The sequence below is a fragment of the Agrococcus baldri genome, from assembly GCA_900114805.1.
GTDB classification, from domain to species: Bacteria; Actinomycetota; Actinomycetes; order Actinomycetales; family Microbacteriaceae; genus Agrococcus; species Agrococcus baldri.
In genome coordinates this window covers 751800-765033 of sequence record FOZN01000002.1, presented here as the reverse complement: position 1 = coordinate 765033, position 13234 = coordinate 751800, and the positions used below count along the sequence as shown (strand labels likewise).

Here is a 13234-nt window from a genome sequence, read left to right as displayed (position 1 = left end):
TACGAACGGAGCATCCTGTGACCGCCTTCGTCGACGTCACCGACATGGCCCGGTGGGCCACAGCCACCGGCCCCCAGCGCATCATCGCCGAGCTCATCGAGTACATGGACGCCGACTTCCGCCGCTGGCAGGAGTTCGACAAGTCGCCGCGCGTCGCCAGCCACACGCCCTTCGGCGTGATCGAGCTGATGCCCATCGCCGACCGCGACGAGTACGCCTTCAAGTACGTCAACGGCCACCCGTCGAACCCGGCGCGCGGCTACCAGACGGTCACGGCGTTCGGCGTGCTCGCGAACGTGCACAACGGCTACCCGACCTTCCTCGCCGAGATGACGATCCTGACGGCGCTGCGCACCGCCGCCGCCTCTGGGCTCGCCGCCCGCGCGCTCGCCCGCGCCGACTCGACGACCATGGCCCTGATCGGCTCGGGCAGCCAGGTCGAGTTCCAGGCGCTCGCCTTCCGCAGCGCGCTCGGCATCGAGCGGCTGCGGCTGTTCGACGTCGACCCGGCGGCCAGCGAGAAGGCCGCCCGCAACTTGCGGCCGCTCGGCTTCGAGGTGACGATCGCCGGGAGCGCCGCCGAGGCCGCGCGCGGCGCCGACGTCATCACCACCTGCACCGCCGACAAGCAGAACGCGACCGTGCTGCAGCACGGCGACATCGAGCCGGGCGTGCACCTGAACGCGATCGGCGGCGACTGCCCGGGCAAGACCGAGCTCGACCCGGCGATCCTCGACGACGCCGCCGTGTTCGTCGAGTTCGCCCCGCAGACGCGCATCGAGGGCGAGATCCAGCTGCGCGATCCCGACTTCCCGGTCACCGAGCTGTGGGAGGTGCTCACCGGCGCCGCCGCGGGCCGCACCTCGGCAGCGCAGGTCACGCTGTTCGACTCGGTCGGCTTCGCCATCGAGGACTTCTCAGCGCTGCGCTACGTGCGCGACGTGACCGCCGGCAGCGAGTTCGAGCAGCAGATCGAGCTGGTCGCCGCGCCCGACGACCCGAAGGACCTCTTCGGCATGGTCGGCTCGCTCTCGCCGGTGGGCTGACGTGAGCGCCGTCGCGCCCCACGCGGTCATCCTGATCCGCGCGCTGCGGTTCCGCCCGAACCCGGCGACCGCGGCCGACAACGCCTTCCAGGCCGAGGTGGCCGAGGGCGAGAGCCCCGACACGACCGCCTTCAAGGCGCTCGCCGAGATGGATGCGCTCGCCACCGCCCTGCGTGACGTCGGCGTCGTGGTGCACGTGTTCGAGGACGAGGACCACACCCGCCCCGACAGCGTCTTCCCCAACAACTGGCTCTCCACCCACGCGGGCGGCACGGTCGCCGTCTACCCGATGTACGCATCCAATCGCCGGCACGAGCGCCGGGCCGATGTGCTCGAGATGCTCAAGGCGAGCTACCGGGTGCAGGCGATCGTCGACTACTCAGGGCTCGAGCCCGACGGCATCTTCCTCGAGGGCACCGGCGCCATGGTGCTCGACCCCATCTCGCGGGTCGCCTACGTCGCGCGCAGCCACCGCGCCGACACGAACGTGCTCGAGCGCTTCTGCACCGACTTCAGCTACGAGCCGATGGTCTTCGACGCGGTCGACTCGGGTGGCGTGCCGGTCTATCACACCAACGTCATGGCAACGATCGGCACCGACGTGGCGCTGGTCGCGCTCGAGATGATCCCGGATGCGCGCCGTCGCGCCGAGGTGCGCGAGCGGCTGTCGGTGAATGGTCGCCGCATCGTCGAGCTGAGCGAGCGCCAGGTGCGCGAGTTCGCGGGCAACGCGGTCGAGCTCGCCGGCCGCTGGCCAGACGGCCGGCGCCGCACCGTGATGGCCATGTCGGCGCGCGCGAAGGCGTCTTTGACGGATGCGCAGATCGCGCTGATCGAGGAGTCCTGCGAGATCGTCGCGGTCGAGATCCCGACGATCGAGCTCGCGGGCGGCTCGGTGCGCTGCATGATCGCCGGCGTGCACCTCGACCCGCGACCGGCGCGCGAGCCCGAGCTGACCGAGGCGGTCGAGGCGATCGCCGACGAGCCCGAGACGATGGACGGCGCCGAGGCGGCGTCGGAGCTGCCCCTGGTCTCGAGCCTCGAGTAGCGTCCGCCCCCGCGCTGCGAGCAGCGCCCACTCCGACGCTGTCGAGCAGCGCCCGCCAAGCGCGCATCAGATCCGCCTACCCGCGCACCACCCGCCCCATCCACGGCCACACGGCGCGGCCCACGAGCGCGCCGCCCGCGATGCCGAGCAGTCCTGCCACCGGCACGAGCACCCGCTCGATGGGGCTGATGCCCGCGGACTCGAACATGACGAACGCGCCGACCATGGCGACATCGATCAGCAGCGCGCCGCCGGCCGCGAGCGCCGCCGCCGAGGCGGTCACGCGGATCGCCCGACGGCCGTCCCAATGCCGCAGCCGGCGCACGCTGCAGACGATTCCCGCGGTGACGAGCAGCGCACCGCCGGCGACCATCGCGAGCACCCACCACGCGAACGGGTCATCGACGATCGTGCTGCCGGGCCGCCTGCCGGAGGCGAAGGCGATGACGACGGCTCCGAACAGCAGCCCCGGCAGCAGCACCGCGACGCCGACGCCGACCAGTGCGCCCGAGAGCATGCCGATCGAGCGCAGACGCCGGAGCTCGTCGAAGGGCAGGAGCGGCCGCGCCCGGTCGGCCGGCCCGCGCCGGTGCGAGGCTGCGCTCATGACCTGAGCGTAGGCAGGCGAACTGGCGGCCCGGCCCAAGGCATGGCAAGGATCTCCTGTGTCGGCGGTGGCGCTCGACACGCGCGCGACCGCGGCGCGCGCTCCTGGCTGACGAGGCACCACTGCGATACTCGAGGCGATGAGGGTGCACGAGACAGTCATGCGGTGGGTGACGGCCGAGCTGCAGAGCGGGCGGCTCGCGATCGGCGACCATCTGCCGGGTGAGCGCGCGCTCGCCGAGACGCTGCAGATCTCGCGCGGATCGCTGCGGGAGGCGCTCGCCGTGCTCGAGGCGATCGGCACCATCCGCACCTCGACCGGCTCGGGCCCGCGCTCGGGCACCATCCTCACCGCGGCGCCGGGGCAGGCGCTGTCGCTCTCGATCAACCTGCAGCTCGCGACCCGGCACGTGGAGCACGGCCACGTACTCGACGTGCGGCTGCTGCTGGAGACCTGGGCGGCCGAGCACGCCGACCTCGAGGCGGGCGACTGGCAGGCCGCCGAGCTGCTGCTCGACCGCATGGATGACGCGGAGCTGCCGCTGGCCGACTTCCTGGTGCTCGACGCCGAGTTCCACACCGCGCTCGCGCGCACCGCGAGCAACCCGCTCATCAGCACGCTGATGGATGCCCTGCGCACGTCGATCTCGGATCACACGCTGGCGCGCGCCCGCGCCATCCCGGACTGGGCGACGACCGCCGCGCGGCTGCGCGCGGAGCACCGCGGCATCTACGAGCGGCTGCGCGCCGACGACCGCGAGGGCGCCGCCGAGCTGCTGCGCGCGCACATCCGGGGCTACTACCTCGAGACCTCGCAGGGCTCGGCACCCGCGCCCGACGAGCGCGCGTAACCGGCTCGCCGATCGCGACCAGACGCATCCGCGCCTTGACACGGTCGGGCTCATCGCCGTATCTTTCGTGTGGTTCGACCACATGGTCTGACCACACAGCACGGTCACACCGACCGCTTCTCAAAGGAGAGAGCCTTGGCCACGACCACCTCCCCCGCAGCGCCGCCCGAGCGCCTCAACTACCGGGTGCTGCTCGGCAGCCTCTCTGGCAGCGTCATCGAGTGGTTCGACTTCCTCGTCTACGGCACGGTCGCGGCGCTGGTGTTCAACCGCCTCTACTTCCCCACCGAGGATCCGTTCTTCTCGACGATGCTCGCCTACGCGTCGTTCTCGCTCACCTTCTTCTTCCGCCCCGTTGGCGGCGTCATCTTCGCCCACATCGGCGACCGCATCGGGCGCAAGAAGACGCTCTTCCTCACCCTCATGCTCATGGGCGGCGGCACCGTCGCGATCGGCCTGCTCCCCGACTTCAACGCGATCGGCATCTGGGCGCCGATCCTGCTGCTGGTCTTCCGCGCCCTGCAGGGCATCGGCATCGGCGGCGAATGGGGCGGCGCGCTGCTGCTGGCCTACGAGTACGCGCCCAAGAACCGCCGCGGCCTCTACGGCGCCGTGCCGCAGATGGGCATCAGCCTGGGTCTGCTGCTCGCCTCGGGCGTCATCGCGCTGCTGACCCTCATGCCCGAGGAGCAGTTCCTCGCCTGGGGCTGGCGACTGCCGTTCGTCGGCAGCATCGTGCTCGTGCTCATCGGCCTGTGGATCCGCAACAGCCTCGACGAGACGCCCGAGTTCAAGCGCATCCGCGATACCGGCGCACGCCTGAAGCTGCCGATCAAGGAGGTCGTCACGAAGCACTGGCGCGCCGTGCTCGTCTCCATCGGCGCGAAGGCCGGGGAGACCGGCCCGTTCTACATCTTCAGCACCTACGTGATCGCCTACTCGGTGGACATCCTCGACGTGCGGCAGAACACCGTGCTGCTGGGGGTCGCCGCAGCCGCGCTCGTGGCGACCATCTGGATGCCGTTCTTCGGGCGCCTGTCGGATCGTGTCGGCCGAGCCCCGCTCTACCGCTACGCGGCGATCGCGACGATCCTCTACTCGGTGCCCTACTTCCTCATCCTCAACATCGGCGAGGACTGGGCGGTGTTCACCGCGACCATCATCGGCTTCGGCCTGCTGTGGGGCAGCGTCAACGCCATCCTCGGCACGCTCATCGCCGAGAGCTTCAGCCCCGAGGTGCGCTACACCGGCGCCACGCTCGGCTACCAGGTGGGTGCGGCCGTCTTCGGCGGCACGGCACCCCTCATCGCCGCGTGGCTGCTCGAGATCAGCGGCGGCCAGTGGTGGCCGATCGCGGCGTACGTCTCCTTCTGCGCCCTGCTGTCGGTCATCGCCTCCTACTTCATCAAGCACGTCGCGCACGTCGAGCCCACCGACTTCGACGAGTACAAGCCCGCAGGCGGCGTCCTCAACGCCGCCCACGATCACTGAGAGGCTCGAGACCATGAAGCGTCAGCTGCCCAACCCGCGCGAGCTCGTCGAACTCCTGCAGTTCAAGAAGCCCGACCTCAACGCGCGCCGCCGCCGCCTCGACGCGGCGCTCACGATCGACGACCTGCGCGCGATCGCCAAGCGGCGCACCCCCGCCGCCGCCTTCGACTACACGGACGGCGCCGCCGATGGCGAGATCTCGCTCGCTCGTGCGCGGCAGGCGTTCGAGGATGTCGAGTTCCACCCCGACATCCTCAAGCCCGCCGAGCGGGTCGACACCCGCGCGACGGTGCTGGGCGGCACGAGCGCGCTGCCGTTCGGCATCGCGCCGACCGGCTTCACGCGGCTGATGCAGAGCGAGGGCGAGACCGCGGGCGCGGGCGCGGCAGCCGCGGCCGGCATCCCCTTCACGCTCTCGACGCTCGGCACCACGACGATCGAGGACGTCAAGGCGGTCAACCCGCACGGGCGCAACTGGTTCCAGCTCTACGTGATGCGCGACCGCTCGATCTCCTACGGCCTGGTCGAGCGTGCCGCCGCCGCCGGCTACGACACGCTCATGTTCACGGTCGACACCCCGGTGGCGGGCGCCCGCCTGCGCGACACCCGCAACGGCTTCTCGATCCCGCCGCAGCTCTCGCTCAAGACGATCGCGAACGCCATCCCGCGGCCCTGGTGGTGGTTCGACTTCCTCACCACGCCCAAGCTCGAGTTCGCGTCGCTGTCGACCACCGGTGGCACCGTCGGCGAGCTGCTGAACTCGGCGATGGACCCGACCATCTCGTACGACGACCTCGACGTCATCCGCTCGATGTGGCCCGGCAAGCTCGTCGTGAAGGGCGTGCAGAACGTGCCGGATGCGGTGCGCCTGATCGAGGGCGGCGTCGACGGCATCGTGCTCTCGAACCACGGCGGCCGGCAGCTCGACCGCGCGCCCATCCCCTTCCGGCTGCTGCCGCAGGTGGTGCGCGAGGTCGGCCGGGATGCGACCGTGATGGTCGACACCGGCATCATGCACGGCGCCGACATCGTCGCCTCGGTGGCGCTGGGCGCGAAGTTCACGCTCATCGGCCGCGCCTACCTGTACGGCCTGATGGCCGGCGGGCGCGAGGGCGTCGATCGCACGATCGCGATCCTGCGCACCGAGATCGAGCGCACGATGGCGCTGCTGGGCGTCTCCTCGCTCGACGAGCTCGAGCCGCGGCACGTGACGCAGCTGCGCAGGCTCGAGCCGGTGCCGGGTCAGAGGGACGTCACCGCGCGGTAGCCGCCCGGCGCGGCGGCGACCGGGCGCCATCGGTCAGCCCGGTCGCTGCCGGTCACTCCACGGCGAGCTCCAGCGTGCCGCTCTCGTCGCGGTCGTAGCCGGTGGCGACCACCGCGATGTCCTGCGGGCTCTCGCCGATCAGCTCGATGCGCGGGTTGCGGTCGCCGCCGCCGTCGTCGTCCCAGTACTCCTGATCCGAGTCCGGCACGTACGCCCACAGCGTCGTGTCGATGTCGGAGGTCGCGGCGATCGCCTCGTCGCCCTCGGTGATGGTCGCGATCACGAGCGCGGGCCGGCCGGGGCCGAACTCGAGCTCGGCGACAGAGCCGGCGGTCACCGTCGTCGTGCTGGTCAGCACCTGCAGCCGGTAGTCGGTGGAGTCATCGCCCCACTCGGCGAGCTCGATCGTGTACTCGCCCGGCTCCAGCACGGTCGCGATCGCCGGGTCGCGCGTCTGCATCTCGAACTCGAACACGTCGAGGTCGCCGGAGGCGTCATCGCTCTCGACATCGGTGCCGGCGCCGGTGAGGTGCATCGTCAGGTCGTCCTCATCCGGCGAGGTCGCGCCGATGGCGACCGCGGCGCGCTCGTCGATCGTGAGCGTGACCGAGCTCGTGCCACCGGCGGGCACGAACCCCTCCCGCAGCTCGCCCGCGGCCGCGCCGCTCTGCACGATCGGCGCGGCCGGCGTGGGCTGCGGCACGGGCGGCGGACCGGGGATGCAGCCAGTGAGGCCAGCCGCGATGATCGCGACGACGCCCACGGCGCCCGCTGCCCTGCCTGCTCTGCCCATGCTCGGCTCCCTCTCCCGACCACCCGGTCGCGCTCCCGCCCGATCGTACGGCGGCTCGCTGAGCGCTGCGGAGGCTGCTCTCCACAGGAGCACACCCACTCCTCACCCGCCGGCGGCCGGTTGCCGCATCCTCCCGGCATGAGAGCGGATGCGACGCACAGGTACGAGTTCGACGTGGACGGCGGGAGGCGCACCTTCGAGTGCCTCGCGCGCACGCGCGCCGAAGCGGAGAAGATCGCGGGGCACGCGGGGGCACCGACGCGCTTGCGTGCCAGGGTGCGGCTGGGCGACGATGAGGGCGACGCAGTCGCACGTCGTCACCTCCAGGGTCGGGGCCTACTCGACAATGCGTGGCGCGATGATCTGATCCTGCTGGTCGACGTGCTGGATCGCGCACGCTGCATCGAACGAGCTGTCACAGCCATATGGGTCGGAAGCGCACCGCCCGAGGAAACAGCGTTGTTGGTCCAGACGATGGAGGACGGCAGTTGGTCCCTGCACCTGCGAGAGCAGAGCAAGCGAACCGGACCACTCACGAAGATCGACTGGGAACGCTGCCCCGACGCGCACTGTCGCGGGCTCGGCGCCAAACGTCCGCCCCTGACATCTGTCTGGTCGATTGCGCTCGAGGGGCTGGCGGCGCTGACCGCCAGCATCGGCCTGCGCCCGGGCGCCCTCTCTGCCGATCCGATCGATCTCGTCCTACCGGAACGGGCCTGATCGACTGCCGGTCGGCCACGAGCACCGCACGTCTGCGGATGGGAGTCACACGCAATGCCGAAGTGTGTACACAACGTACGTACGAGTATGGTCGTACGCATGAGCGATGTCACCAGTCAGGTCTCGACGCGAGAGCTGCGTGAGCAGCTCTCCGATGTACTGAGCCGCGCGATGTACGCAGGCGAGCGGATCGGCGTGACTCGCAACGGGAAGCTCAGCGCAGTCGTGATCAGCGTCGCCGATCTGGAAGCGCTCGAAGCGTTCGAGATGGAGAGCGATGTCGCCGCCTATCGCGAAGCGATCGCGGAAGACGACGGGCAACGCGTATCGCTCGAGGCTCTGCGGCGCGAACTGTCGACGTGAGCTATCGAATCCAGTTCACGACGGCAGCTGCTCGGCAGATCAAGAAGTTGCCGCGCCCGGGACGCGATCGGGTGCTGCGTGCGATTGACGGCCTCGCCGTGGAGCCGCGGCCGCAGGGCTCGAAGAAGTTGACCGGTGAAGTCACTGCGTGGCGGATCAGGGTCGGCGACTTTCGGGTGCTGTACGACGTCTTCGATGTGACCTTGGTCGTGACTGTCGTGCGCGCGGGTCATCGGCGCGACGTGTACGAGCACCGGTGACACGCTCGCCTCAGCGGACGAGCAGGATCTTGCCTCCCGGAGCCTGCGGCGAGCCCATGAGCTCGTGCGCGCGCTCGGCGTCGGCGAGCGGCAGCGTCGCGCCGATCACGGGCCGCACCGCGCCCGAAGCGAGGAGCGGCCAGACGTGCTCGCGCACCTGCGCGACCACCTCCGACTTCGCGCCGCGACCTCCCGTGCGCGGGCGAGCCCGCAGCGTCATCGCGCGCAGCGTGACGCGGCGCTGCATGAGCCGGCCCAGACTGACCTCGGCCCTCGTGCCGCCCTGCGTCGCGATCACGGTGAGGGTGCCGTCGAGCGCGAGCGCATCGACGTTGCGACGCAGGTAGTCGGCGCCGACGACGTCGAGGATGAACTCCGCGCCACCGCCGTCGGTGGCCGTCAGCACCGCATCCACGAAGTCCTCGGATCGGTAGTCGATCGCGATCTCGGCGCCGAGCGCGCGGCACAGCTCGTGGTGGCGGCTGCTCGCTGTGACAGCCACGCGGTAGCCGCGAGTGCGCAGCAGCTGGATCGCCATCGTGCCGATGCCGCCGCTGCCGCCGTGCACGAGCGCGAGCGCGTCGGGCCCTGGCTCCGGCAGGTCGCGCACGGCGCTCCAGACCGTGCAGACCGCCTCCGGCAGTGCCGCCGACTCCTCGAGCGAGACGCCCTCGGGCACCGGCAGCAGCTGCGTCACCGGCACCGCGACGCGCTCGGCGTAGCCGCCGCCCGCGAGCAGTGCGCACACCGCGTCGCCGACGGCCCAGCCCTCGACATCCGCCCCGAGCGCCACGATCGTGCCCGAGCACTCGAGCCCCATCACCTCCGACTCCCCCGCGGGCGGCGGATACTTGCCTGCCCGCTGCATCAGGTCGGCGCGGTTCACCGCGGTTGCCGCGATCTCGACGAGCACCTCGCCCGCGCCCGCGGCCGGCTCCGGCGCATCCGCCCACGTCAACGGCCCATCCACCTCGAATTGCATCGCCTTCATGCCGTGCTCCCCTCGCTGCTGCAACCCATCCTGTCGACAGCCGATCACCCCCGTCGGCGTGATGCAATGGGCACCACCGCGTTCATCGGGCAGCGCAGACGCGTGTCGGCGCTCAGCGCCATGATGGTCGCGTGACGGACGACGACACGACCATCGGCGACGCCTGGTCGGTGGAGCGCCACCTCGAGGGCAAGCCCGAGCTGAGTGTGGCGATGTTCCGTCGCTTCGTCGAGCTGGTCGCAGCGTGCGGGCCGTACGAGGTGTCGACGAGCAAGTCGTCGGTGACGTTCAAGGGCACCCGCCGGGGGTTCGCGGGTGCGCGACCGACCGCATCCGGCCTCGCCGTCTACCTCGATCTGCAGCGCGCGCTCGAGAGCCCGCGGGTGCGGAACGTGAGCCCGTACACATCGCGGCTGTTCGTGCACCACCTGACGCTGCAGTCGCTCGAGGAGCTCGACGATGAGCTCGCCGGCTGGATCGCGGAGGCATACGATGTGGGCGCCGGGGCGCACCTGCGGGACGACCGTCGCGGCTGAACTGCCGCCACATCGGCGCATCTCCTCTCCTGAGCCCGACCCTCAGCCACCTGCCAGGAGCCGGCGCCGAGGGATCGCCAGTGCTGCCACCGCTGCGAGCACGGCGATCATGCACGCTCCGGCGCTCGCGATGTCGAGCGGGTCGAGCAGCGACCCCGCCGCCGAGGGCAGCGCAGCAACGACACCCAAGATGGCGCTCGCTGCAGCGAAGCCGAAGAACCGCATGAGGGAGTTGATGCCGTTCGCGGTCGCCGCATCCTCCGCGGGAGCAAATCGCAGGACGAGCAAGGGCATGGCGGCGAACGCCATTGCCGCTCCGATCGCCACGACGACCGAGTTCACGAGGATCCAGCCGAGTTGGTGATCGGTCGCGAGATGAGCTGCGAACCCCATGGCCATCAGCGCCGAACCGACGCACAGCGTCATGCGCGCGCCGAGCCTGTTGAGCATCCGAGCGACCAGCGGGGTCGCGACGACGGAGACAGCGCCGATCGGCAGGAGCGCAAGGCCGGTCTCGACCACACCGAGGCTGGGCCCGCCTTCGCGCGCCGGGATGGCGAGCTCGAAGGTCGCGATGAGCATGTTCGCAAACATCGCCATCGAGGCGAGCACGGTCGCGAGGTTCGTCCAGCGCACGGGTCGCGAGGCTAGCTGTCCGAGTTCGATCAACGGCGACGTCGAGCGCGCCTGCATGATGCCGAATATCGTCAGCAGCACGAGCCCGGCCCCGAGCAGACCGAGGGTCGGCATGCTCGTCCAGCCCCAGGCGGTGCCCTTCGAGATGACCAGCATGATGCTGACGAGCGCTGTCGAGAGCACGAGGGCGCCCGACCAGTCGAAGCGGCCGACCGCGCGCGGCGGCGTGCGCGGGACGACGATGAGCACGACCGGCAAGGCGATCGCCCCCAGCACAGCGGTCACACCGAAGACACCGGCGAAGCCGGACAGCTCGAACAGGAGCCCCGAGAGCGGCAGCCCTGCGGCACCGCCGACGGCGAGCGTCGCGCTCATGAGCGCGATGCCGAGAGCGATGCGCTGACGCGGCAGCACTTCCGCGAGAATGCTGATTCCGATCGGCAGGAGCGCTGTCGCGCTGCCCTGCAGCGCCCGCCCCACCAGCACCCAGCCGAACGACAGGGGCAATGCGGCGACGATGCTCCCGGCGACGAGCAGGGCGAGCGTGACCACCAGCATCCTTCGGCGCCCGAACAGGTCGGCGAGCCGGGTGACGACGGGCGGCGCCACCACACCAGCCAGCAGCACCGCGGTCAGCAGCCACGACGCGTCGTCTGCGGTGACGCCGTACCGCTGGGGCGCTACCGAGAGCACGGGCATGACGAGGGTCTGCTGGAGTGCGGAGATGATGCCTCCACCAGAGAGCGTCGCGATCAGCAGGGCGGCCCGGCGCCGCGTGATCGGGGGGCGTGCGGTCTCAGCGGCGGTCACCATGGGTGCCAGGAACCGACCAGCCTGCGGATCGACGTCATCGTCGCCTCCTGAGCTTGTAACAGAACGGTCATCGTCTGTATTCTGAGCCTACCTCCGCCGCATCGGCTCGGCAATATCAGACGAGCGTCGTAGGCGATTCCATCCGCTCGGTCGAGTGAGAGGTTGTTTGCATGTCACAGACCGCGCCCCGGCGTGTAGGGCGCCCCCGTGATCCCTCGATCGAAGGGCGCGTGCTCGACGAGGCGATCCGGACGTTCGGACGTGAGGGCTGGTCGGGATTCTCCATCGAGAAGATCGCGCAGCACTCCGGCACGGGCAAAGCTTCGATCTACAGCAGGTGGAAGACCAAGGAAGCCCTGCTCGTCGCCGCGCTCAGCGACAGGGTCGCGGTCATCGAGGACATCGACACCGGCAGCCTCCGCCAAGACCTCGTCAGCCTGGGCTGGCAGGCGATCGACCTGTTCCTAGGTCCGGCTGGACCAGCGGCCCGACGCCTGCCGCTCGAGCAGGAGATCGCGCCGTCGCTGCAGCCCTTCACCAGCGAGTGGTCACGGTCTCGCGTCCGCGCTGCGCGGGCGATCGTCACGCGTGGGGTGGGGCGAGGCGAGCTCTCCTCGGATGCGTCGGTGGAGTTCATCATCAACACTGTCTGGGGAGGGGCGACGAACTTCGCCTCGACGCAGACGCCGCGCAGCCGGACGACCGCGCACGAACGAGGGCGCGCCTACGTCGAGCAGCTGGTCGACCTTCTGCTGGCCGGAGTGGAGCAGCGATGAGCGAGCTTCGCCCGACGAGCGCCGCCGGGTACGCCGCGTTCACGGACGGCCGTCTGCCTGCGCCGGAGGAGATCGATGGCGACACCCTGGTCGTCGCGGTTCCGATGCCGGCCGGCGGCATCGTCTCGAGCACGCTCTGCTACGTGCTGCGCGACCGCAATGGTGCCGCGCACATCCTCGACCCCGGGTGGAACACCGACGAGAACGCAGCACTGCTGCGGCACGCAGTCGAGAGCTGGGGCATCCGGCGCATCGCCTCGGTCATCGTGTCGCATCTGCACGAGGACCACCTCGGCATGGCCCAGCGGATCCGCGACGCGACCGGCGCCATGTTCGTGATGGCCGACATGGAGTGGCAGACCCACCTCGCGCGCACGGGCAGCGGCGACCGCAGCGCACGCTACGACGCCTGGGGTGTTCCGGCAGACAAGCGGCCGCGCTATCCCACGATGCCGCCGGGCGCGCTGCAACACCCGACCCGTGAGCCGGAGCTCATGGTGCGCGACGGCGATGTCCTCGCGCTCGGTCGCGACGTCGAGGCTGTGCTGACGCCGGGCCACACCCAGGGCAGCCTCACGCTCCGCGACGCCGAGCGACGACAGCTCTTCACCGGCGATCACCTCTTGCCTCACGTGCATCCGGGCGTCGGTCTCGACTACGCGACCGACGCCGATCCGATCGGCGACTACCTCGAGTCGCTCGAGCGCATCCGCGCCTTCGACGGCGACGAGGTGCTTCCCGGGCACGGCTATCGCTTCGCGGCGCTCGAGGACCGCATCGACCGCACGACCGACCACCACCTCCGTCGCGCGCGCCAGGTCGCGGATGCGCTCGAGCAGGAGCAGGACCTGAGCGTATGGGAGCTCGCGAGCCGCCTCACATGGACGCATGGGTGGGATCGGCTCGAGGGATACTTCCTCAACTCCGCGCTGCAGCAGACCGCGATGCACGCCCGCTTCGTCGCCGACACCGCGCGGTCGGCACGCTGGCTCGAGCGGTCCAGAGCCGCGCAGCGCGCCTGATCCGTCGGGCCGCGC

Annotated in this window: 15 protein-coding genes; 11 read left to right on the top strand and 4 right to left on the bottom strand. The window is 70.6% G+C overall.

Translation table 11 applies throughout. The features are described 5' to 3' along the window. Positions 1-17 precede the first annotated feature (17 nt). Both BM288_RS07925 and ctlX read left to right on the top strand, forming a co-directional pair. Positions 18-1046 (top strand): ornithine cyclodeaminase, encoded by a 1029-nt coding sequence (locus tag BM288_RS07925; protein WP_092917551.1) that lies wholly within the window; start codon positions 18-20, stop codon positions 1044-1046. A 1-nt stretch (position 1047) separates the two neighbouring features. Then, entirely contained in the window at positions 1048-2094 is a 1047-nt protein-coding gene (gene ctlX, locus BM288_RS07920; protein WP_092917549.1) for a citrulline utilization hydrolase CtlX, read from the top strand. A 76-nt stretch (positions 2095-2170) separates the two neighbouring features. Here the strand turns inward: ctlX and BM288_RS07915 are convergent, their stop codons facing one another. Further along, positions 2171-2701, bottom strand: a complete 531-nt coding sequence (locus BM288_RS07915; protein WP_092917547.1) for a hypothetical protein — start codon at positions 2699-2701, stop codon at positions 2171-2173. 139 nt (positions 2702-2840) lie between these two features. Between BM288_RS07915 and BM288_RS07910 the strand changes: the two genes are divergently transcribed. The 3 genes from BM288_RS07910 to BM288_RS07900 all read left to right on the top strand — a co-directional run bounded on the left by BM288_RS07910 (position 2841) and on the right by BM288_RS07900 (position 6309). Further along, on the top strand, positions 2841-3551 hold the full coding sequence (locus BM288_RS07910) for a FadR/GntR family transcriptional regulator (RefSeq protein ID WP_092917545.1): 711 nt from the start codon (positions 2841-2843) through the stop codon (positions 3549-3551). 135 nt (positions 3552-3686) lie between these two features. Then, on the top strand, positions 3687-5042 hold the full coding sequence (locus tag BM288_RS07905) for an MFS transporter (RefSeq protein ID WP_092917543.1): 1356 nt from the start codon (positions 3687-3689) through the stop codon (positions 5040-5042). Between the two features lie 13 nt (positions 5043-5055). Then, positions 5056-6309: an alpha-hydroxy acid oxidase gene (locus BM288_RS07900; RefSeq protein WP_092917541.1), complete on the top strand. Its 1254-nt coding sequence runs from the start codon at positions 5056-5058 to the stop codon at positions 6307-6309. A 52-nt stretch (positions 6310-6361) separates the two neighbouring features. Here the strand turns inward: BM288_RS07900 and BM288_RS07895 are convergent, their stop codons facing one another. Further along, entirely contained in the window at positions 6362-7102 is a 741-nt protein-coding gene (locus tag BM288_RS07895; protein WP_143103062.1) for a hypothetical protein, read from the bottom strand. A gap of 138 nt (positions 7103-7240) precedes the next feature. Between BM288_RS07895 and BM288_RS07890 the strand changes: the two genes are divergently transcribed. From BM288_RS07890 to BM288_RS07880, 3 genes are all read left to right on the top strand, one after another. Then, positions 7241-7822: a hypothetical protein gene (locus BM288_RS07890; protein WP_092917537.1), complete on the top strand. Its 582-nt coding sequence runs from the start codon at positions 7241-7243 to the stop codon at positions 7820-7822. 99 nt (positions 7823-7921) lie between these two features. Continuing rightward, complete coding sequence (locus BM288_RS07885) at positions 7922-8185, top strand: type II toxin-antitoxin system Phd/YefM family antitoxin (protein WP_092917535.1); 264 nt, start codon at positions 7922-7924, stop codon at positions 8183-8185. After that, the gene (locus tag BM288_RS07880; RefSeq protein WP_092917533.1) at positions 8182-8445 is read left to right on the top strand and encodes a type II toxin-antitoxin system RelE family toxin; all 264 of its coding nucleotides are present in this window, start codon (positions 8182-8184) and stop codon (positions 8443-8445) included. Before BM288_RS07885 ends, BM288_RS07880 begins: the two co-directional genes overlap by 4 nt. A 10-nt stretch (positions 8446-8455) precedes the next feature. Here the strand turns inward: BM288_RS07880 and BM288_RS07875 are convergent, their stop codons facing one another. Beyond that, positions 8456-9436: an NAD(P)H-quinone oxidoreductase gene (locus BM288_RS07875; protein ID WP_092917531.1), complete on the bottom strand. Its 981-nt coding sequence runs from the start codon at positions 9434-9436 to the stop codon at positions 8456-8458. 131 nt (positions 9437-9567) lie between these two features. Between BM288_RS07875 and BM288_RS07870 the strand changes: the two genes are divergently transcribed. Continuing rightward, positions 9568-9972: a DUF5655 domain-containing protein gene (locus tag BM288_RS07870; protein WP_318255408.1), complete on the top strand. Its 405-nt coding sequence runs from the start codon at positions 9568-9570 to the stop codon at positions 9970-9972. Between the two features lie 42 nt (positions 9973-10014). Here BM288_RS07870 and BM288_RS07865 read toward each other — a convergent pair whose 3' ends face one another. Further along, complete coding sequence (locus BM288_RS07865; RefSeq protein WP_092917529.1) at positions 10015-11421, bottom strand: MFS transporter; 1407 nt, start codon at positions 11419-11421, stop codon at positions 10015-10017. A 170-nt stretch (positions 11422-11591) separates the two neighbouring features. On the opposite strand from BM288_RS07865, the gene BM288_RS07860 reads away from it, so the two are divergent. Beyond that, on the top strand, positions 11592-12197 hold the full coding sequence (locus tag BM288_RS07860) for a TetR/AcrR family transcriptional regulator (protein WP_092917527.1): 606 nt from the start codon (positions 11592-11594) through the stop codon (positions 12195-12197). After that, on the top strand, positions 12194-13219 hold the full coding sequence (locus BM288_RS07855; RefSeq protein ID WP_092917525.1) for an MBL fold metallo-hydrolase: 1026 nt from the start codon (positions 12194-12196) through the stop codon (positions 13217-13219). The genes BM288_RS07860 and BM288_RS07855 overlap by 4 nt, the downstream gene beginning before the upstream one ends. Positions 13220-13234: the final 15 nt, after the last annotated feature.